Here is a 21,115-nt window from a genome sequence, read left to right as displayed (position 1 = left end):
GGCTCAGCGGCGGCGGAACGGCCAGTCGGTCACGCCGCCCACCCACAGCGCCCACCAGATGATCACCGGCTGCAGCGCGAGGCGCGGGCCGTGGTACCACCAGCTCAATGTCTCGCCGCCGATCGCGATGTGGGCGAAGGCGTGGTGGAAATTGGCGGGCCAGACGCACAGCGCATAGAGGGCGAGGCCGCAGCCCGCGGCCTTGCGCGTCTGCGGGATCATCAGTCCGATCGCGCCGGCTAGTTCGGCGACGCCGGTCGCGGCGACGACGTCGGCGGGAAAGGGCACCCAGGACGGGGTGATCGCCAGAAAAGGCGCGGGGGTCGCGAGGTGGCGATAGCCCGCATAGGCATAAGCGAGCGCGAGCAGCCAGCGCAGCGCGGTGCGGACCGGGCTTTCGGGCTTGCCTGGGCTCATGTTTTTTCGTCTAGTCGTGCCATGAAGATCATTCCTGCCCGCCTGCTGTTCGCGCCGCTCGCTGCCCTGCTGCTGCTCGGCGCCTCGCCGGGCAAGACGCCGACCCCGGGCTTTGCCGCCCCGGCCTTCACCCTCACCACCTTCGACAAGCGCAAGGTGACGCTGGCCGAGATGAAGGGCAAGGTCGTCGTGATCAACTATTGGGCGACCTGGTGCGCGCCGTGCAAGGCCGAAATGCCGATGATGCACCGCTATTTCAAAGCCAATCAGGCGCGCGGACTCGAGATGTTCGGGGTGACGACCGAGGACAGCGTTCCCAAGGCGCAGCTGAAGAAGGTCAGCGACGTGCTCTCCTATCCGCTGTCGAACCGAATGACCGGCAATTATGGGTCGATCGATAATGCTGTGCCCTCGACCTATATCATCGACCGCAAGGGCATCGTCCGCCACGCGAAGAAGGGTGCTTACACCGACCGCGAGTTCAAGGCGGCGCTCGACCCGCTGCTGGCGGAAGCGCCCTAGGTTCCCCACCCCCGTTCGTATCGAGCGAAGTCGAGATACGTTTGGCGGCTTATGCGGTCGCGTGTCTCGACTTCGCTCGACACGAGCGGAAAGAGAAGCTGGCCCCTACCGTCCGATCGCCGCCAGCATCGCTTCGACGCTGGTGAATTTCTCGCGCGGGTTGCCGTCGAGCGCGGCGGCAACTTCGGCGGCTTCGATCTTGCGCCAGTCGCGAAAGGTCACCGGCACGACATCGCGGCTCGCGAGCAAGGCGTCGAGTCCGGCGCGTCCCGCCTTGCCGCCGCCGCGCCCGACATCCTCGATCACCATTTCGGCGATGCGGATACCGTCGGGCTTGTTGGTGCCGATCGTCCCCGACGGCCCGCGCCGCGCCCAGCCGACGCAATAAAGGCCCGGCAGGATCCGCCCGTCGGTGTTGGCGAAGCGTCCGCGACCATGCTCATAGGGCACGCCCGGGATCGGCGGGGTCTGGTACCCGATGCAGCTCACCACCAGCCCGGCCTCGATCGTGTAGGTTTCGCCGGTCGCGACCGAGCGCAGTTCGGCGTCGAGCGCGGTGCGTTCGACGACGACGCGCTGGACCTTGCCGTCCCCCTCGATCGCCACCGGCATCGCGAAGAAATCGAAATCGATCGTCACCGGCTTGGCGACCGGATTGGCGCTGAAGCTGCGCAAATGCGTCACCGACTTGCGCATCCCGGGCTCGAGCAGCGCATCGTCGCCCTCGGGCGGCAGGTCGGCGGGGTCGACGCGCGGGCTGGCGCGTTCGAGATGCCCGAGTTCGCCGAGTTCCTTGGGCGTCATCGCGATCTGGTGCGGCCCGCGGCGGCCGAGGATATGGATATGGCGCACCGCGCTGCCCGCCAGCGTCTCGCGCGCGTGCGCGACGATGTCGCTGCCGGCGAATTCCCCCGGCGTCTTGGCGAGGATGCGCGCGACGTCCAATGCGACATTGCCGTTGCCGATCACCGCGACCCCGGCGGCGGTCAGCTGCGGGTCGAGGCCTGCGAAATCGGGGTGGCCATTGTACCAGCCGACGAAGGCTGCGCTGCCGATCACCCCGGGCAAATCGGCACCCGGAATGTCGAGCGGTCGGTCGTTCGGTGCCCCGGTCGCGAGCACGACCGCGTCGTAAAGCCCGACCAGCTCGTCGATCGTCACGTCGGTGCCGACCGAGACATGGCCGACGAAGCGGACATTGTCGGCGAGCGCGACGCCTTCGTAACGGCGCGACACCGCCTTGATCGACTGGTGGTCGGGCGCGACCCCGGTGCGGATCAGGCCATAGGGGACGGGCAGGCGGTCGATGACGTCGACAGCGATGTCTTCGGCTTTCTGCAAGGTTTCGGCGGTATAATAGCCGGCCGGACCCGAACCGACGATCGCGACATGACGCATTCAGCCCACTCCTTCGGGGTGTCCGCATGGGTCAGCGGCCCCCTTGTCTTGTTATGCGGCGATGCTAGCGGCGATTTGCGACAGAGCAAGGGGCAGCGATCGACAGGCCGCAACGGCCTTGACAGCGGGCATGCGGAATCATAATGCGCCCGCCTCTGCTGCCCTGTCGTCTAATGGTAAGACTGCGGTTTCTGATACCGCCTATCGAGGTTCGAATCCTCGCGGGGCATCCAGAGCTTCAATAAACTATTGAAATGCTGGGGAAGCTCCTTCCTCCGTGCGTCTCCTTCCACATCTGCGATACATGCGCCAAACAAGTGGATCGCAAAATCGACTTGGGCCGCTGCGTTGGCTGCAAAATGATTCGGCGCACCCTTGTACCAGAGGGTCTGCTTTGCGCCTCGATGTCGGTCCTTCCAGTACCCATCGGACTACGATCAGAAGCAGTCGTTCCGAGGCTGCGGCCATTTGCTACTTTAGAAAGTTAGAAAGATCGACATCCCTTATGCGGTCGTTCCGTGCTCCGATATGCCCGATGCGCTTCTATCCATTGCGACCGACATTCGGTGCGCTTTTGGCAACGTCCGAACGGCGCAGTGCGGCGAGATCGTCCGAACCCTGATTTTCCCAAATCCATTCGCAGGAGAGGCTGAGACAAAGGCGAGCCAGCCTCTCCGCCATGCTCCGGGTTCGCTGCCAATCGTGGCCGTGGCGGTCTGTCGAACCGTGAATGGCACGACTTCGTGCCTCGCTGTAAATCTCCTTTACCACCTCCAGGGTCGTGCGTCCGTCCATCGTTAGCGGATCACCGGGCGCAATCGAGAGGCGTGCGTTCACAAGTTCCTGTATACCGCGCGTTTCGCCGCCGCCTGCCAATGCGTCCAGGGAAGCTGCATATTTGACGATGGCAAACAGCGGGGCCTCCTCGCGGCAAGCTTCATGAAACCACCACAGGCTAATGAAGAGCGCATTGTTGATGCGCGGTCGTGCAGACGGCATATTAGGCTGCACGTAAGCGCTGAGCGCATCTCCAATCGGTCCGATCAGCCAATCAAGCGATGGCCACAGCGAAAGCCATTCCTCGGTCACGAACTGTCCACCGATATGCGACATTCGCGTAAAGAGGCCGGACATATGTGTTGGCGCGAAACTTATTGCACGCTTCTTGTAGATCGGGCCGTCAACCAGAAGGCCCATCCGATCCAGCGCTCTGGAGGGGGTTTCCCATGACAAGGCCAGCGCAGTAAGCGCGAGGCGGGCCGCCAGCGGAGCCTTGTGCTCGGCGACCTTTTGCGAGAGGCCCTTCGTTGCAACCGAGCAGACGGTCGAACAGTCTTCGACGGTGTCGATAACCATTCGTTCCTTCTCGGAGTCGAGAGACGGGACGCGGCGGGACAGCGAACCGCCGTTCCACTTCTTGCGGATACGCTTTGCGGAAATTAGAGAGATGCGCCCGAGTTCGGTCTCCCGTGCGAGCCAATGCTCGCGCGCCTCGATACGCACCGGGCCAATAGTCAAATCGTCGGTCCCGGGACCGGTGAGCGCCCAGCACCCGAATACAAATTCCTCTTCATGTTTTCCCGGCACCAATTCCTTTGCCAGATACTCGTTGACCGCCGCCATCGTCCGGTCATGGACCTCCTCATCTGGCTGATCGATGTCGACCACCGCAAACGCGCCGCCAAAGGCTCTTCCGACGATGTTACTGATCTGCTCATCGGTATGCGACAGGGCCAGCGCAGGATCGTTGCTCCGAAGGATGGTCCCATATTCCCAGATGTCCTGAAGAGCTGCCTTCGTGACCGGTATAAAGCGGCCATTTCCGACCGGAAGCTGCGGCGGAAAACTCAGCGGTAGCGAATCGTCGCGCCGCTCGGCGAACGGGGTCGGGTGCCGCTGCTCGTTGAGCATGTCGGCGACGATACGGCGGGAAAGCTCATTCTTCGTTGTCATGCGTGGCCTTCAATTGCCAAGAAACCAGATGCCGAAGCGCTATGCGACTACATCTTATCAGCTCGCTCCCGACGCCACTGCAACGGTTGCGGGCAGACGCAAATCTCGAAACGCTGGGCTGATTTGCAGGGCCGCACTGCGCCTGTCTCCCTGATCGACGAGGATGTCGAGGATGCGCAGGAACTTCTGTCCCAAGGAGAGCCCGAGCGGTGCGGCGTGATCCGCAAATACCTGCACGCGCGCCCCAATTCGCGCAGCGATCTGCGTGCCACGCCAGCGGGAGCCAGGATCCGGCATCGACGACAATGTCGCCAGAATCGCGTCCGCAAACTCTTCGGCTGGAAAATGCTCTCCTGCACGTTCCGTCAGGGTCAGATAGTTTTGAAGTATGGTTGGCGCCCAACCTGCCTCGCGGACGAAGCGGCCGACGGTCGGCAAAATCAGATTAATGTCCGACCAGTCACCATTCGCAAAGCGGCACGACAAGGCTGCCTCACCGAAGCCAACAAACATGAGCCAGCGCGCGAGATCGGGCATCGACGTGCCGTAGATTTCGCCGGAACGATAGCCGCCTCGCGAAAACGTCGGGGATTCCAGAAATCTGTCAAGAGCGCGCCTCAGCACGACCGGCGTAACCGAGGCGACCTCGCGCACGTCGAGCATGTGCTGGCAAAGGAACATTGTCACCAGAGGTTCCAGCAGATCGAAGCAAGGATCTTCCGCCGTTACCGCGCAAATGGGTGCCAGGAAGTCGTCCTCGGCGGTCTGGGGATCAATCATTCCGATGAGTCCGCCGGTCAGCCCGGCAAATCGGTGCGTCCATTCGAATATATCTGACCGTTCGATATCGCTGGAACGGGTTGCCCAACTCGGCGCCTTCCGCTCGATCGTCCATGCAAGCATTGTGCGGGAATAGTCGACGAAGGGCTGCTGATACCCTTGAGCGAACATGACCTTGAGCGGTTGGGCGCGGAGAATCTCACTGGCGCGATCAGAGCGCCACCAGCCATCAGCCAGCCGCCACCCTTCATCATTGTCGGTCGAGGCATAAGTCCGTCGTCGGGGTGCCGGAGTCTCGATCCGCACCCAAGGCGCAGGTGGTATCGGAAGCGGAGCAGGCTCGAAATCGAGCGCTGCAAGCGCCGCCTTCAGCTTTTGCTGCCGATCCTCATCCCCGCCATCGGGATTGTGCATCATGTCCTCTTCCATGGCGTCCGGAGCGACGATGCATAGTTCGAGTGCAAGTCCGAGCCCGGCCCAGCTGATTTGAGGCGCGATATCCCAAAGCGAAGCGATCGCCTTTGCCGTTTCAAGACCGACGCAATCGAGTGGGTGGGCGAGTCCGGCAAACAGGGTTGCTACATGGGATCGATTGGCCGGATCGCGGCGCAGCAGCGCCGCTGCGGCCCGTGCTACGAAGATCGAATGGTGCCAACTGACGATGCCGACCGAAGACCAGTATGGGCCCTTTTCCTCGCGGGCAGCTGCAGCGCGTGTGACTATATCGGTTGCCCAATCAGCGCCGCGCATCGGGGCAAAGGCAATTAGGGCCGCTGCTGCGCCGGCGACGGCGCCGCGTCGCAGCGAAATATCGTCTGAGCCAGAGCCCGGCTCGAAGAGCGTCGGGCTGTCGAGCGATCGGGCAGTATCCATCGCTTGATCCGCAGTCATGCTTTCGTGAAGAGCCCCGGCCTCGAAGGACTTTTGTGCCCAATGGAACAAGCCGAAGGTGCGCAAATGTTGCTGGCCTTCCTCCAGCCGGGTCCTCACCAACGGCTCTTCAACGATCGGATTGACCATGACGATCGCCTTTTGGTCGGGCTGGTCGGGCAGGTCGACCAGGCGATAATGCTCCAGACTGCCCCACGCTGCGAAAGTGCGCGCCTGCTCGTCTGCATATTCTCGCGCGCCCGGTTGATCTCGAAGCTCTTCGAACTCAAAGTCGGGAGCGTCGACGAAACCTTGGATGGTCTTGCGCGCGCGCACTGCCGCCGCGGCGTCGTTCTGCAGGACGTGCAGAGCGGCGATGCTTCGAAGGTCTTCGGCCCGAACATCCAGCGTGTTGAGGGCATCTACGGCCAAGGCGCTATCGCGCTGATCTTCGCGATGAAAGCCAATCTGGCTCGACGTCTTGATGCTGAACTCCTGCGCGCAGCGTTCGATATCGGCCCGCCAAAGGCGCTGGTGGGAAATGAGCGCCTCGCTCACGGGGCTAACGGCGGGTCGCGTCTGAGCGACGTTTAGAGCTGTTCCAAGTGCCGCTATCGAGTCGTTGCCGGCCACAATTCGCTCGATGAGAGCATCAGTGTCGGTACCGCGCGTCATTTGGTCGAGTGCCCATCGATCGAGCGCAAGATAGGCCGAGGCGAGCGGCTTAGGCGCCCAAAGGCCGCGGCTCCATAGATATTCTCGAACGCCTCCCCAGAACGTCTGCTCGCCCCAAGGAAAGGCGATGGCAATAGGAACTGGAGTGCCGCGGCCGGGCTGTAGTCGGTGAAGCTGGCGCCAGGCCTCGACTGCATGATTGGTCATCGCCTTTATGAGGCGCAGGGCTTCATCTGGCGCCGCATCGAACAAGGCACTGAAAGGCTGGTAGAGAGGGGATGCTGGAAAATATCTTCCCGGGTCGCGTTCGAGCGCCAACGCCTCCCAATCCCATTGGTCGGGTCCCCAATATCCAAGGCTGGGACTGGACAGGGACATCTGCTCAGACCAGTCAAGTTCCTCCTCGGGCTTGTTTCGCAATTCTTTGCGATAGGCAGCGGCCCGGCGATCTTCCTCGAGTCTCCGGGCGCGATGGTCTTCGGGCAATTCGCGGAGAAAGTGACCGAGTGCGAAATCGACGAGGTCGGCGGCGTGGGTCTGCGACAATAGCGGCGCAAAGTTCAGAATATCATCGAACGTCTTCGATCCGACCGGCCGCTCTTTGGTGAATGAGCTCAGATAGGTTCTGACGCGGTCGGGTTCGGTGCGCGATGCGCGCAAAAGTAGGCGGCGGAGAGCATGCTCGAATTCCTCCCTGTCCTCGACGTCTCCCCAAGGGTCTGGAGCTTCTTTTTCGGCGGGTATGCGAAGACGAGTCCGGATTTCCCGACGGCTTTCCAGTTCGCTCAGCCAGTCCGAGGCATTGGCTACGATCATGGCTGAGATCGGATTTGCGATATCAGCCATTGCATTCTGCCACACTTCGAACAGCGTCAGCACATGCGGATACAATCGGCGTGGTATCGTGGTCAGACGCGTGTCGATGAAGTGCAGAAAGCGCATCCAAAGCCAGAAATCATCGGGCCATCCCAAGCGATCGGCGACACGGAGGCGATCGCTCCGGTCCTTTATGTCGCCGAGCGAGCCGTCGAGTACTCCAGCGTTCGGGACTGTGTGCTGCGCTTGAAACCACACTAGTGCCATTCGCAATAAGGCGAAGTCATCTGCCGAGACGGTGGCTTGGTAAGCGGCTGCCTTTCGTTGAAACTCCGGATGATTGAGTGGAGCGAGCAGCCAGGTGCGGCGCCATTGACTGCGCAAGCCTTGGTCCGACAGGGGAGCGAGATTTTGTGCCCAGCTTGACTGATCCGCAACGAACATTGCCTGCGCGTGCAGATCTACTGCCCGGCCGATAACAGGCGGCTCGCCTGCGGACTTCAGCTCGCCAATCCAGCTGTTTCCAGCGCTGGCAAGCAACTGCGCGAATGACCATTCGAAGAAGATATCATGCGCGAATCTCACGAAGTGGCCTCCGCCGGCATCCTCGAGGATGCCGTCGACGATCAATGAGTGAACGACCGGAAGAAGCGGCGAATCGAATGTATCGACGGACACGGGCGTTTCAGGCTGAAGCGCGCGTAGTCGCACCAGCCGAAGCAAAGCGCGTTGCCGCAACAGGATATCCCCGCCTTCCGCATCAAAGCCACCGCGAGCCCACCAACCTGCCATCAATTCCACCTCCGAGCGAGGAATCCCTCCGGAGAGAGTTCCTGCTTGGTCGAGAATTTTTGCGAAGAAGGGCCGGCGAACGAGCGTCTTTACGGGATCACCTCCGAACAGTAGCGATTTAAGATGAGGTCGGGCGGCGGCGAGACTTTGTGCCTCGTCTTCGTCAAGGCCGTTGACCTGGATCGTTGCCATCCGGCCGCCATCGAATAGCTGCGGAAGCCAAGTTCTGACCGGCTCGACACCCGAGTCCCGGAGTGTCGCTAGAATGCGCCAGTCCGAAAGGTCCGGCGAGCGCTCGATCATATTTAGAAGGTCGATCACAATGCCTCGCTGCGCCTTGTCGATGCGGTCGAGGCCATCGATGAACAGGGTCGCAGTGCCGACCACGGCGATCTCGCCGAGCAGCGCGCCTAGGTCGCTGTTCGTCACGTGGAGCGCGGAAGCATATTGCCCCCAACTATTTCCCGTTAGCCGGTCGGCTTTCAGTAGTATCGCGGGGCCATTTGACAGCGCCTCGTCGACCGCATGACGCAGCAGGACCGATTTTCCGGAGCCGGGCAGGCCGCGGATCGTCACTAGACTGTGCTTCGCGAGCGTCTCATTGAGTTTTTGTAGCAACGCAGGGCGCGTGATGGAGGCATCCCCGATCCGATCAGCGATACTCTCCGCGGCTTGCCGTGCTTCGGCGGCAAGCTTTTCGACATCGGGTGCGAGGGAGCGGTTTGTGGCTAACCGGAACCAAGGCGCGACCTCGCGTCGCACAGTTTGCGTGCTCCACGAGCGCGCCGTTCCGGCGCCGCGCCTAATGAGCGTCTGGAGCCGATCAAATAGCAAGGAGGCTTGGGCATCTTGGCCCGGTTCCAGAGCCTGGTCTATCAGCGAGACAGTTGCAGGGTCGTCGGTTGCGCCCGCGTGAAGGGTGTCGAATCGTATCAGGATAAAATGAGAGAGGAGTCGATACAGCTCCTCGATCGACGCTTCGCGTCCGATTTCGCGGGTAATTTTTTCCACATAGCCAAGGACGGTCGCGTGAGCGGCTGAAGCACTTCCGCCTTTCGCAAAGCGTCGAGCAAAGTCGGAAGCGGTAGCGCTGGCCCGTGCGAACTCTGCCACGGCCTGAAGATCACGGGCGGTGCCGACTGCTGTTGAGGCACCCACGGCCGCGCCAATATAATCGGTTCCCGTCCGAAAGTCGGGCTTGTCCAAAGTCGCCCAGCAATCCCGAATTATGGAGCGAAAATCAGTGTTGCTCGCCGCCGCGCTGATGGTGAGCTTGCGCTTGGCTTGGAGGCTTAGGCGTTGAATGGACCCGTCCGGCGCGGTGGCGTCCACGATGATATCGTCAAGCGGTTCGCCCGCCGCGCGCTGCTCCAGTGCCACTCTCGAGACGCGGCGTTCATTTGTGCCGGGGCCGGGAGCACTCGCCAGAAGGCTCGCCAGATAGCGTGCGGCGATTTGATCTGCGAATGTGAAGCCCGCACCGCCGGCCAGTTCTGGCGATTGGGTCATCGGCGGCCGCGGATCAGAGAGCGCTTTTCATCGGTTCGATGGCCGCTCGGTGTCTGGTGACGAATTTTGCGCTCTCCCCCGCTTGGATTTGCTTCGGCGCACTATAGGCATTTTCGCCGCAGTCGGAACCCAGCCGGAGATTGCAGGGAAACATCATTGGGAGGGGCCGCAACGAGGGTTTCGCAATGGTCATTGCGACCGCTGCGTTGTTGCAGCCTTTGGGCTGCAGTGCGGGTAGGGGAATGCTCTCAGCCTCAATGACTCGATGCAATATGATGCGCTGAGATGGGCCTTCGCCTGACAGACCGGAGGCAGCGGCTTCGCGCCCTATCCTGCGCCGCGGGCGCGCCGCGCCATCGCCGAGACCCGCTGCATCGCATCGGTCAGCGACAGGCGATGAAGGCTGCCGCTGGTTCGCGACGCCGTGCCCGAATGGACGATGAACTGATCGTCGGGCTTTAGATGGTCCGTGGCTTTCCAGAAGCCTTGGCGCGGATCGGAATCGGGGTTCGTTTTGCATTCGATGGCTATGCTCTGTCTGGAGCGCGAAAAAGTCAGGAGGAGGTCGATTTCGTTGCCATCGTCTGACCGGAAAAATTGCGGAGTAGAGCCGGGGCCGGCGGCGGCGATCAATTCCCCGATCGCATATCCCTCCCAGCACTCGCCGACGCTCGAATGCTTCCGAAGCTGTTCCACGGTCTCGATCCCGAGCAAGGCGTGGAGAAGACCGCTGTCGCGGATATAGATTTTCTGCATCTTGCCGATGCTCGAGCTGCTGCGGGCAGGGAAATTCTCGAGCGTTCGTGTGAGGCCGAGACGATCGAAGACGTGCAGGACCGAGTTCAGTTCCTGTCCCTTCATCCAGCTGATCTTGGTGCGGTTGAACTCACCGCCATTCTGATTGGCGAGCGTTTGAAGGACGTCCTCGATCCGGGCTCCGGGGGCGATCCCGAATCGACCATAATCGCGCCGGATCACGTCCTCTATGAGCCTGCGGCGCCACGCGAGGCTGGTCTGCGGCGGTCCAATATCATGGCTCTCGGGTAGGCCGCCTCTAAGCCAATGATCATCAAGATCGATCTGCGAGCGGTTCGTGGGCTCGGGTCCCGCCGCCATGTCATCAATGGGCCCACCTGGCGCGATCTCCGGCATGCGCTCCGCAATATAGTCGGGAAGCGAAACTGGAGGCATGGTGATAGTTGCGACGGCGCCGGTCAATTCCGAGGTTAGCTTGTGCAGCGCGTTCAGGTTCGTTGGCGCGACGACGTATCGCGTATCGCATTCGGCCACATCGTCGGCTCGATATTTCTCGATGATGTCGGTCGTGCCCGCCTCATCGACATGATCGACCACGACCAGCCGGCCCGTACCATCGCGGACATGCGACACGACGACCCCACCGTTGGACGTCGCCCAGCGCCGTAGCGCAAGTGTACGACCAACGCGCGGCAATCCGGCGAGCGCGACGATCCGTCGCGTGGCGACCGCATCGTCGAGGAGATCGGCTATCCCGGCGCGCGTCATGCAGCCGGGCGCGTCAGGTCGAGGATGACGACATGGGCGCGGCCCTCGGCGACGGCGCGGCTGGTTTGACGCAGGGCATCTTCCAGCGCCTCCGGCGTTGTCGGTGCGGGATCATCGACGCGTTTAGGAATGGCTTTGCCCGGTACTGACCCGAACCAGAGTATTAAGTAAATCCCGACTTCGGCGCGGCTGTCGTTGACATAAAGCCTGTCGAGCTGCCTGTCGGCAGCGGTCCAAATCTCGCGGTTCCACTGGCCCTTGATCTCGATGGGAACCATCAGCTTACCGAGCAGGCAGCTGATGTCGCATCTCTTGTCGTCTGCGAGATGTACTTCCGGAAGCGCCTGAATGCCGAAGGGCAGTGGCCGCATCATCTTCAAGAGGCTGTCGCGGCAGTCTTCCTCGCCGCGCGGCAGTCCGTTCGAGTAGAAATCGGCGTACCAGTCGATGTCCGAGCCGCGAAGCTCCTTCTGGACCTCTTTCAGTTCCTCGAGAAGAACGGCTACCAGTTGACCCGCGGACCGTGGCGCATCATCTTCGATCGCGCCGGAGACTTCGTCGAGAGCGGGCGGCCGGTAATCCTGTTCGACCCTCTTGCGCCGCTGGTCCCCCGCCACTTCGCGCAGCTTCGCCGTATAGCTGTCCTCAGGAGCGTCGCGAAGACCGTGAAGGGCGCCGATCGCCTCATCCGACACAGTCTCCCCGAGCTGGTTTATCGCCCGGGCGATGAAGTCGGTTGCGTCCCACTTGTTCTGATTGCCGCTCGACATTCCCGTCCGATGATAGGTGAACGGCCAGACGCTGCGGAAAGTCGATATGATCCAAAGAAGCTGGGCGACCGTGAGCGAGCGGCGCTTGTCCTCGCGTCCGCCGAGCCGGTCGCGGATGTCCCAAAGCATTTCCGGGTCCGCCGCGGCGAGGTCCGAGAGCCTTTCCCTGTCATTGTTGAAATCAGTGAGGAAGGCGACGGCGTCCCACCGCCGCGTGCGGGCATCGTCGAGGCCGCCGGCTTTGCGCCTGATGCTCGCCAGCTCCCTCAGCCGATCATAGCGTCCCGCGGTTAGAAGCTTGTCGATGAGACAGCCCTCGGGGCTTTCCGGCATGTCCGGATAGCGTTCGAGCCACTCGCTCGCGAGTACGATTGCCAGCTCGTCATCGAGTGGTTCCTGCATAAGTGTGTGGAGGCCGTCGACATGTGCCCGACGCAGCGCAAACTGCGGCTCATAATATTCGCGCATTGCAGCTGCCCAGCCCCCGCGGGTGCGCAGGGCCGCTGCGATCTGCTGGTCGAGCTCAGCAATCCCAGCATGATCGTCGATGCGCGTGTAGCGAAGCTCGTAGAGCCCTGCCTTCAGCCGTTCGTCAGGGAGTCCCGGGAAGGTCGGGTCGCTTTTCGCTCGCTCGGCGAGCGCCGCCACAATGATATAGGCAGCATTCCAGTGGCGGCTGTCCGCATGGCTGTTCGCGATTTCAGTCGCGTCGGGATGCGGGGGTGTGACGAGCAGGAAGGCATCGAACCCCTCCAGCGCGGCATCGCGAAGCTCTTCGCCGAGCCATTCGTCGAGCCGTCCGATGCCGTCCGGGGCGTCATCGCCCATGTCGCTGAACAGTTTAAGATACGCTTGGGCCGGACCGACGATATGGCCATAGTGCCCCGAGCGCATTTTATCGATCGCTGCCTTGAAACTTTGCCGATGCTCACGGAATTTGACGGCCTGCCTTGCGCGCCTTTTTCTTTGCTTCTCGGCCTGCTTTATCTCCCATTCGGGAATCTTCGGCTCGGCGAGCTTATCGATCCATTGCAGAAGGTCCGGGCGGTGCGCTGCGAAGCGCTTGGCGGCCGCGCGTGTTTCCTCGCTATCCGCAGAATTATGGTGCGCAAGACGCAGCACTTGGCGCCATCGCTCATCTTGGCGATTGCCGGGATCGAGAGCGTCGAGCAACGCGGCTGCGTCGCCGCTTTCCATGCCGAGGCCGCTTGATCGGCGCTGCATCCGCCAAAATCGGTGCCAGATACCCTGGTCGCCGGGCGTTTCGAGCAGAACAATCTTATGAACGCCGCGGCGGAGCGTCGCATCGCCTTGAAGATATTTTGCCAACTCTTTGCGATCATCGCGATCATATCCTACGTCGGCATGAAAGGGCTGGATCCAGTCCCAAAATTGCCGAGCAGTGACGCCGCCCGCCTCGAGGCGGCGGATGAGAAGCGCATAGGCCAAGTCGGTAACCCGATAATTACCGGTACGGGCTTCATCTTCGGTCGGCCGAACGCGGGCAAGTGGGCCGAGAAAGGTCAGCATCGCATTTATGCGATCTACGGGAAGATTCTTCTCGAGCCGGAAGAAGATACCGACGGTGCGTTCGGCCCGGCCGATCTGCGCCGCGACCACTTTAGATAGCAGGGCGTCGTCAAACCGATCATAGCCGACGAGATCGATCAGCTCGAGCGCGAGGCGCGGACCATACTCGTCGCTCTCGTCTTCCGGATCGCCTTCTTCGTCCGCGAGCTTGTCGATCAGCGCGCGCCAGTCGGTCTCACCCCCAAATTCGACAAGCCTGCTCCCGGCTTCGCTCCGGGTCGCGAAATAATGCGACGGATCGCGAACAATTTGCTCGAGAAAGCCGGCAAGATCGCCGAGCAGGTCGGACCCCTCGAGAGCTTGAAGGATCAGGAGACGCAGCCCGAAATCGGTTTCGCGCGAGGTGATCAGTTCCGCGAGGTCCGGCAAGAGTGGGTGCTGTATAATCCCGCCAATCGCATAGTCCCGCGAATGCGGGGATATTGGTTGCTCCTTGAACACGGCTTGCAACCCGTCGAGCATCGCCCGAGCCTGCGCGAGATCGAGCTGATTGGCGTCGCCATATTCGACGACCCCCATCGGGTCTGCCCGGATGACGGCAACCGCCATCGACGTGCTGTGCCATGCCAGCCATGCGTGCAGGCCGCGCAAGCTTGCGGGGACGAGGCCATGCTCATGAAATAGCGCCGATACACGACGTTCCTTGCGCGGCGTGTCCGCCTGCCGCGCAAGCCAGCGCGCACCGAGAAACTCGCCGATCGCACGATGCGCATAAGTAAATCGACCGGCGCCCCGATTGCCGCATAGTCGTGCATCGAGCGCGTCGGCGATCGGCCCCGCGCCCGGCAGCTTTGCAATCTCGGAAAGCGACAAATCCTCGTCGCCAACGGGAATGTTGCGCGACATCGCTTCCCTGCCGGTCAGGATTAACGCCGCGAAGGCCGCGCCGACCGCATCTAGGACTTCTTGCTCGCTGAGTTTCGCGAAGTCGCTGCCCTCTTTCTCGGCGCGATGCTCAGCCCACATCTTGGCGATGGCGCGTTCGAAAAGTTCGCCCTTCGACGTCGGAAGCGTGTCGGCGGTGATCAGGTCCGAGATCAGGTCGAGAGTCTGCGGGTTTTTCCAGAGGCCCTCGAGGCCGCGGCTTTCAAGACCCGACAATGCGGTTTCCGCCCTAGCCATGTTGCCGCCCGGCGACGTAGCGAGGAACGTGGCCGCATCCTCCCTGCTGAGCGGATCGAGATGCAGCTCGATCGGAGCCGCGCCATATTGCTCGGCGATGCCCTGCGCCGCAGTCGCGCTCCGCCAATCGGCAACACGGCAGCTCAAGAGGAAGCGTGGATAGCCAAGCTCCCCGAGCTTTCGCATGACAAGGTCGACGGCATCGCCTTCGGTCTGGGCACTGACCTCGTCGAGCGCGTCGATGACGAGGCTCTGGGCGTCCCCGAGCAGGCTCGACGGATTATGCCGGTTGATCAGCTGACGGGCGGTACAGATGTTGTAACCGGGCTCACCCCGAAAGGTTTCGAGGAGCGTCGTCTTGCCCATGCCGGCTTCGCCGAGGATGACCATCGAGCGCGGGTCGCCAAGCAGGAACGAGCGATCGACGCGAACGATGTCGCGCTCCCGCTCGTGCCATAATGTTCTGGGAAGTATAGCCCTTGTCATTTCTTTTCTATGAGTGTTGCCATTCCGTTCAAACTTCAATCCCCTTACGCCCCCGGAACGGGGACAATAAGGGAAAGATGCACCGAGGGACGTCATGACGAAGAGGAAGCCGCAACCATTTGTCGCGCCACCTGATCGGCCTGAAACCCTGCCGATGGGCGCGGAATTGAAGACCCTTGCCGATGCCGTTGAACGGATCGGGCCGGCGCGGGCTCGCCATTCGGCGCGCAACGCCTTCAACCATCTTCACAAGGCATGGAAGCTTCATCCGATAGATTCCGAAATGTCACTATTCTGCGCCCTGACCGCTGAAGAAGAGGCGGCAAGTGCACTCATTCTTGCGCTAAAGCAGCAGCGCTATCCGGGGGCCAAGCTGCTTGATCCCCAAAGCCACATGCACAAGGGAGCGGTCTGGCCAATCTTTGAGGCGATCGCGCGTGGATACACGGACAAGGGTTTGCCGCCCCCGGTCATATCGGTTTCCCGAGAGGGAAGGCCGATCGTTTCGGCGAAGATCGATATCGGGCCGATGATCGGGCATGATGGGCCATTCTGGGCGCATTCTCCAGATCCTTTCCACTTCGTGGTTCGCTCGGATGAAAACGGCCCCTTCGAGACGCATCGCTGGACGAAGGAGCTCGGGCAGATATTGGGTGCCGAACAATCCATCATAGGCCACATCAGGACCGAGGCGAACATCCGGAACCGGCTGCTTTACGCCACCGACAAGGGCATGCCTGGGGCCGAATTTCCCGATGCCTCCATCTTGTTGCGGCTCGAACGGGTTAAGTGGATCATGGTCGCCGTTATCGGGATCCTGCAGACCAAGACGAAGCAGTTGCTGATAATCCAAGCACTCGAGGCGCTGCTGATGGCTCTCCGGAAGTTCGAAGGCGAAGGATATGAATTTCCCGGCTTCGAAGGCGAGATTGAGTATTTAAGTATCAATCAGCAGCCCGACGGAAGTTTCCTGTCGGGAATCAGTTTCGGCCCTGCCAAGTCGAAGACCAAGCCGGCAAAGGATAGATAAGCTTCGCGCTGGTGGCACGGCCAATCGCGGTCTCACCCGCGCGGGAGTGACGTTTTTCCCAATCGATCAACGTTGTCGTTCAATTTTGGCCAGCCAGTCGAGGACGAGGTCGGGCATGCCGAGACGCCGCGCTGCTGCGAGTTCGCGCGCGCGCTCGTGCCGGAACTCAGTGATTGGTATGCCGCGATTGCCCATCTCTAGCGTAAGATCGCCGAACTGGCGAATGACGTTCGTCGACTGTTCGACGTCGAGTTTGATCGGCGGATTCTTGAGGAAACTGAGCATCGAGAGTACGTTGACCTCATCGAACCGATCGCGAAGCTGCTCCTTGGTGAGGCCGCTCAAATAGGGAGCTCGCTTATATTCGGTCCGCCAGCGTTCATGCCGCGGAGCCTGGTCGGGAATGTGATCAATCGTCGTGAATTCCTCAACTGAATCAAAACCCATCGCTTCGTATCCGTTGCGGCCGGCCCAGCGCTCCGCAACCCGCGCGATCACATCACCTTTCCAAGGATTGTAGTAACAGCCTTCGCCTTCGACCGTCATGATAGGATAGGCCAGTTTGTCGTTGCGGACCGTCGCGTGTCTTTGGGTTAAGTAGAAGATCGCATCGACATGCTCGTACAGCGGCCGATCATCCTTCTCTCGCCGAACCGCGTGCCATAAAATATACGACACGGTGTGCGGATCGTAGATTTCATGGTCCTCGTTCACGAGCACCAATAGCTTTACCATGTTCTTGCGCGGAAAGTCAGTCGCATGAGCTTCGAACTGACGGTTCGCCTTTTTGAGATGATTGATGATCGCGCGACCGACGCGTTCGATCATTTGGCGGCGGATGCCGTCTGGGTCGCCGGTATTAGCGATGAAGGATTCAAGCGGGGCGGATCCAAGGAACATCGGCCAGTCATCGCGCTGCCGCAGTTCATCGGTGAGATTGTCAATTCGTCCGGTGCCGGGCTCTTCAAGCGTTTTAAGCTCAACCGCCAAAAGGCCGTGCATACAGCTATAGTCGATCCGTCTTGCATCGACCGAGTGCACGTCGTCGAGCGAAACGCCGTGGAGTGCTGTCTCGAGAAATGCCATGACGCGCGGTGTCAGCGGTTCGACTTTACCGGTTCTTTCGATACGCATAAATCGACTTTAGCGCGGCAGCCTGACCATGCAATCGGTGGTGAATCCCCACGCCCGGAAGCCTGCTCTTCAATGTCTCGTTCGTGGCGGGACGGTCGGGTGGCACTGGCTCCGGGGTTGTTGGACGGTACTCCTGCTATGACGTGCGTGACCCGCAGCGGCCGCAGCGGCGTCTGCTTTTGCCGAATCTCAAACTAAAAGCTGAATGTCCGCAAACGGCCAACTGCGGCACGACGTCGCTAGCAACGTGCCGCAGCGTTGGCTTCAAAACCGGATCGTTGCGCTGACGCCATAGGTGCGCGGTTCGTTCGCGAGGACGCGATTCGCCGTGCTCCCCGGGAAGGCGCCGTTGTTGAGGCCGAGCGCCCCGCCGAGCGGCTGATAGACCGCGAGCGGGCGATAATGGGTGTTGGTGAGGTTGCTGCCGAAGATCGCGAGCGACCAGCGGTCATCGGGGCCGTTCAGCGCCAGCCGCGCACCGAGCAGCGCATAACCGTCGGCGATCGATTGCGGATTGGCGTCGTTGACGGTGCCGACATATTGGTCGGACACGAAGGCGACATTGGCGTTCGCCGCCCAGGTCCATCCGCTCGACCCGATGTCGCCGTTCCAGTCGACCCCGACATTGCCCGACCAGGCGGGCGAGAAGCTGTTGGGTTTGCCGGTGAGGTCCTGCGTGCCGCCGATGCCCGGCAGGCCCGAGGCACCCGCGAAATCGGTGAATTCGGAGTCGAGATAGGCGAGCGAGCCCGAGAGCGAGAAGCGATTGGTCGGCGCGAGCCGCAGATCGAGTTCGAAGCCCTGCTGGCGCAAATTTCCGGCGTTGCGGACGACGAAGCTGACCCCGTCGAAGGCGCGATCCTGAAAGCCCGCGATGTCCATGCGGAAAAAGGTGATGTTCGCGGTCAGTGCGCGGTCGAGCCAGCTCGTCTTGGCACCGAACTCGTAATTCTTGACCGTCTCGCGATCGAACACGCGCCGCGTCGAGATCAGATTGCCCTGCGGGTCGAAGGTCGACAGTGAAGGTATGCCGCCGCCCGAATTATAGCCGCCCGACTTGTAGCCGGTCGAATGGGTGGCGAAGAGCATCACATCGTCGGCCGGCTTGTAGTTGAGGCTGACGCGATAGGTGAAACGGCTTTCGGAGAGGCCGGGATAGTCCAGCACTTCGGGCGCGCGGATCGTCTGGGTGAACGGGCTGGAGAGCTGCGAATAGCTGCCGCGCTTGCGGTCGTTGGTCCAGCGCCCGCCGAGCGTCAGCGTCAGCGCGTCGGCGAGGTAGATGTTGCCCTGCGCATAGGCGGCGATGCTGCGGACCTTCTGGAACACATCCTGATCGGTCGCGGCGATGCCCCCGGTGCTGGCGTAATAGGCGGCGCAGGCGGTGCGCCCCGGCCCGGCGGGAACGAGGACGTTGCAATATTGCGTGTCCATATTGAGCTGCTCGCCGAGCGCGAACTTTTCCTCGAAATAATAGACGCCGGCGACCATGTCGAAATGACCGTCCAGCCATTCGCGTTCGGGCGAGATGAACTGCAGCTCGTGATTCCAGCTGCCCGAATCGAACAGGCTGCGCCGTGTCGCGAGCGGGACGGGCAGAAAGATGATGTCGCCGTCGAGCTGGTCGTTCGTCCATTTGCGATAGCTGTTGACGAGGCGCAGCGTCGATCCGCCGGCGATGTCGAGCGAGGCGGTGCTCGACACGCCCCAATTCTTGTCGAGCAGCCCCGATGCGACCGACTGGTTCATCACCCGGTCGTTCAAATTGGTGTCGGGGCCACCGCTGAACGCGGCGCGGAGGAAGGCGAGGCGCGCCGGGGCGACCGAGGCGGGGTCGAAGTCGAAATTGACGACGCCGTCGCCGTCGAGCCGCACATAATCGCCGCGCACGATCCATTCGAGATTGCCGAACTCGGCCTTGACGGTGCCGCGCACCGCGACGTCGTCGGACCCGCCATAGGTCCTGCCGTCGTAGCGGTTCTTCCACGGTCCGTCATACCATTGGCCCATCGCCGCGACGCGTGCCGAGACGTTTTCGCCGAGCGGAATATTGATGTGCCCCGACAGCTTGTAGCGATCGAACGATCCGGCTTCGGCCGAGACCGCGCCCGAAAATTCATTCTCGGGCAGTGCGCTGCGGATCGACAGCGCGCCGACGCTCGCGTTGCGGCCGAACAGGGTGCCCTGCGGCCCGCGCAGCACCTCGACCCCGTCGATGTCGAGGAAGGCGCCGAGGATCGAGCCCGAGCGCGGGACATAGACGCCGTCGACGAACACCGCGACGCTCGGTTCGATCAGGGTGTTGGCGAGGCTGCCGACGCCGCGGATGCCGATGCGCGTCGAGCCGGTGTTCGACGAGCGCACCGTCTGGAAATTGGTCGCGACGCGGCCGAGGTCCATCACGGTCAGCACATTGGCGCTTTCCATCGCCTCGCCGCTGACCGCTGCGATCGAGATCGGCACGTCCTGGATATTCTCGGCGCGCTTCTGCGCGGTGACGACGATCGTGTCGCCCATGTCGGCCGCGACGTCGGCGGCGCGCGCGTCTTGTGCGGCGGCGGGCGTGGCCGCGAGTGCGGCGGCGAAGGCGGCAAGGCTCGTGCAGGCAATCGTCTTCATATTTCCCTCCCAGGATGATCTATTGGCGATCTTTGATCGAAAGCTATCGGCGCTCGGGCGGCGATATTTCACATTTCACGACAGGTTTTTTGCAATGCGCGTCACAGTGGCGCGATGGCGAGCCAGCCGAGCACCATCGCTGCGAGCAGCACGGTCTCGCCGACCATCAGCGCGACCGGCTTCCAGCCGACCTGCACCAGGTCGCCGAGCCGGGTCTTCATGCCGATCGCGGCGATCGCGGTGACGAGGCACCAGCTCGACAGCGTGTTTCCCGCCTCGGTGATCGTCGATGGCAGCGTGACGAGGCTGTTCAGCGCGACCAGTGCGACGAAGGCGACGACGAACCAGGGCAGCAGCGGCGGGCGTTCGGTCCCGGCCGCACCCGCCTCGCGCCGGCTGATCTGTCCGGCGACGAGGATGACGGGCAGCAGCATCGCGACGCGGAGCAGCTTGACGATCGTCGCGGTGTCGCCGGCATCGGGCGAGATCGCATAACCCGCCCCGACGACCTGCGCGACGTCATGGATCGTCGCGCCGATGAAGATGCCGGCGGCATGATCGCCCAGCCCCAGCGCGCGCGTGATCAGCGGATAGAGCACCATCGCGGTCGTCGACAGCGCCGATACTCCGATGACGGTGAACAGGGTCGCCTGCTCTTTCCGGTCGTTCGGGGGCAGCGCCGCCGACAGCGCCATCGCCGCCGAGGCGCCGCAGATCGCGGTCGCGCCGCCCGACAGGAAGCCGAACAGCGGGTTGAACCCCATCGCGCGCGCCGCGAGGGTCGCGATCAGGATCGTCGCGCCGACCAGTGTCACGACCATCACCACCGGCCCCCAGCCGAGTGCCGAGACCTGATCCCAGCCGATGCGGGAGCCGAGCAGCGCGACCCCGATCCGCATCAGTCCCTTGGCGGCGAAGTCGATCCCCGCCTGTCCGCGCGGCGCTTCGGTCACGAAGTTGAGCGCCATGCCGAGCAGCAACGCATAAAGCATGACCGGGGCGTCATAATGTTGGGACAGGAAGGTCGCGGTCGCGGCGACGACGAGCGCGATGGCAAGGCCCGGCACCGGTGCGGCGACGCGCGTGACAAGGGATGGCATGAGGCGGG

General features: G+C 62.1%; 11 protein-coding genes and 1 tRNA gene. 3 read left to right on the top strand and 9 right to left on the bottom strand.

The window, feature by feature from the left end; translation table 11 throughout:
* Positions 1-3: 3 nt before the first annotated feature.
* Positions 4-417 (bottom strand): DoxX family protein, encoded by a 414-nt coding sequence (locus tag AC3WS4_RS19630; RefSeq protein ID WP_492737582.1) that lies wholly within the window; start codon positions 415-417, stop codon positions 4-6.
* Positions 418-438: 21 nt separating this feature from the next.
* Here AC3WS4_RS19630 and AC3WS4_RS19625 point away from each other — a divergent pair, with 21 nt between their 5' ends.
* On the top strand, positions 439-939 hold the full coding sequence (locus tag AC3WS4_RS19625) for a TlpA family protein disulfide reductase (RefSeq protein WP_187139585.1): 501 nt from the start codon (positions 439-441) through the stop codon (positions 937-939).
* Positions 940-1,044: 105 nt separating this feature from the next.
* Here AC3WS4_RS19625 and AC3WS4_RS19620 read toward each other — a convergent pair whose 3' ends face one another.
* Complete coding sequence (locus tag AC3WS4_RS19620; RefSeq protein WP_492737581.1) at positions 1,045-2,337, bottom strand: FAD-dependent oxidoreductase; 1,293 nt, start codon at positions 2,335-2,337, stop codon at positions 1,045-1,047.
* Between the two features lie 159 nt (positions 2,338-2,496).
* Here AC3WS4_RS19620 and AC3WS4_RS19615 point away from each other — a divergent pair.
* Positions 2,497-2,570, top strand: a tRNA-Gln gene (locus tag AC3WS4_RS19615).
* Between the two features lie 310 nt (positions 2,571-2,880).
* On the opposite strand, the gene AC3WS4_RS19610 is transcribed toward AC3WS4_RS19615, so the two are convergent.
* The 4 genes from AC3WS4_RS19610 to eruA all read right to left on the bottom strand — a co-directional run bounded on the left by AC3WS4_RS19610 (position 2,881) and on the right by eruA (position 15,224).
* Positions 2,881-4,290, bottom strand: coding sequence for a hypothetical protein (locus tag AC3WS4_RS19610; RefSeq protein WP_492737579.1), 1,410 nt, complete (start codon positions 4,288-4,290; stop codon positions 2,881-2,883).
* A gap of 57 nt (positions 4,291-4,347) precedes the next feature.
* The gene (locus AC3WS4_RS19605; RefSeq protein WP_492737577.1) at positions 4,348-9,732 is read right to left on the bottom strand and encodes an NACHT domain-containing protein; all 5,385 of its coding nucleotides are present in this window, start codon (positions 9,730-9,732) and stop codon (positions 4,348-4,350) included.
* A gap of 327 nt (positions 9,733-10,059) precedes the next feature.
* Complete coding sequence (locus AC3WS4_RS19600) at positions 10,060-11,256, bottom strand: ATP-binding protein (protein WP_492737575.1); 1,197 nt, start codon at positions 11,254-11,256, stop codon at positions 10,060-10,062.
* A complete protein-coding gene (gene eruA, locus AC3WS4_RS19595; RefSeq protein WP_492737573.1) occupies positions 11,253-15,224 on the bottom strand; it encodes an NACHT domain-containing antiphage protein EruA in 3,972 nt (1,323 codons plus the stop codon). Before eruA ends, AC3WS4_RS19600 begins: the two co-directional genes overlap by 4 nt.
* 94 nt (positions 15,225-15,318) lie before the next feature.
* Here eruA and AC3WS4_RS19590 point away from each other — a divergent pair, with 94 nt between their 5' ends.
* A complete protein-coding gene (locus AC3WS4_RS19590; protein WP_492737572.1) occupies positions 15,319-16,254 on the top strand; it encodes a hypothetical protein in 936 nt (311 codons plus the stop codon).
* A 66-nt stretch (positions 16,255-16,320) separates the two neighbouring features.
* On the opposite strand, the gene AC3WS4_RS19585 is transcribed toward AC3WS4_RS19590, so the two are convergent.
* The 3 genes from AC3WS4_RS19585 to AC3WS4_RS19575 all read right to left on the bottom strand — a co-directional run bounded on the left by AC3WS4_RS19585 (position 16,321) and on the right by AC3WS4_RS19575 (position 21,107).
* Positions 16,321-17,388, bottom strand: coding sequence for a hypothetical protein (locus AC3WS4_RS19585; protein WP_492737570.1), 1,068 nt, complete (start codon positions 17,386-17,388; stop codon positions 16,321-16,323).
* A 264-nt stretch (positions 17,389-17,652) separates the two neighbouring features.
* On the bottom strand, positions 17,653-20,007 hold the full coding sequence (locus AC3WS4_RS19580) for a TonB-dependent receptor (protein ID WP_492737568.1): 2,355 nt from the start codon (positions 20,005-20,007) through the stop codon (positions 17,653-17,655).
* 101 nt (positions 20,008-20,108) lie between these two features.
* On the bottom strand, positions 20,109-21,107 hold the full coding sequence (locus tag AC3WS4_RS19575; protein ID WP_492737566.1) for a YeiH family protein: 999 nt from the start codon (positions 21,105-21,107) through the stop codon (positions 20,109-20,111).
* Positions 21,108-21,115 lie beyond the last annotated feature (8 nt).

It is taken from the genome of Sphingopyxis sp. EU05-FHT14B03, assembly GCF_058790875.1.
The sequence above is the reverse complement of the archived record's forward strand: the minus strand, read 5'-3'. Positions and strand labels throughout refer to the sequence as shown.

What these genes read in the sequence shown, in the direction of transcription:
- AC3WS4_RS19630 (WP_492737582.1), bottom strand. Translation starts at nt 417, where the DNA reads ATGAGCCCAGGCAAGCCCGAAAGCCCGGTCCGCACCGCGCTGCGCTGG.
- AC3WS4_RS19625 (WP_187139585.1), top strand. Translation starts at nt 439, where the DNA reads ATGAAGATCATTCCTGCCCGCCTGCTGTTCGCGCCGCTCGCTGCCCTG.
- AC3WS4_RS19620 (WP_492737581.1), bottom strand. Translation starts at nt 2,337, where the DNA reads ATGCGTCATGTCGCGATCGTCGGTTCGGGTCCGGCCGGCTATTATACC.
- AC3WS4_RS19610 (WP_492737579.1), bottom strand. Translation starts at nt 4,290, where the DNA reads ATGACAACGAAGAATGAGCTTTCCCGCCGTATCGTCGCCGACATGCTC.
- AC3WS4_RS19605 (WP_492737577.1), bottom strand. Translation starts at nt 9,732, where the DNA reads ATGACCCAATCGCCAGAACTGGCCGGCGGTGCGGGCTTCACATTCGCA.
- AC3WS4_RS19600 (WP_492737575.1), bottom strand. Translation starts at nt 11,256, where the DNA reads ATGACGCGCGCCGGGATAGCCGATCTCCTCGACGATGCGGTCGCCACG.
- eruA (WP_492737573.1), bottom strand. Translation starts at nt 15,224, where the DNA reads ATGACAAGGGCTATACTTCCCAGAACATTATGGCACGAGCGGGAGCGC.
- AC3WS4_RS19590 (WP_492737572.1), top strand. Translation starts at nt 15,319, where the DNA reads ATGACGAAGAGGAAGCCGCAACCATTTGTCGCGCCACCTGATCGGCCT.
- AC3WS4_RS19585 (WP_492737570.1), bottom strand. Translation starts at nt 17,388, where the DNA reads ATGCGTATCGAAAGAACCGGTAAAGTCGAACCGCTGACACCGCGCGTC.
- AC3WS4_RS19580 (WP_492737568.1), bottom strand. Translation starts at nt 20,007, where the DNA reads ATGAAGACGATTGCCTGCACGAGCCTTGCCGCCTTCGCCGCCGCACTC.
- AC3WS4_RS19575 (WP_492737566.1), bottom strand. Translation starts at nt 21,107, where the DNA reads ATGCCATCCCTTGTCACGCGCGTCGCCGCACCGGTGCCGGGCCTTGCC.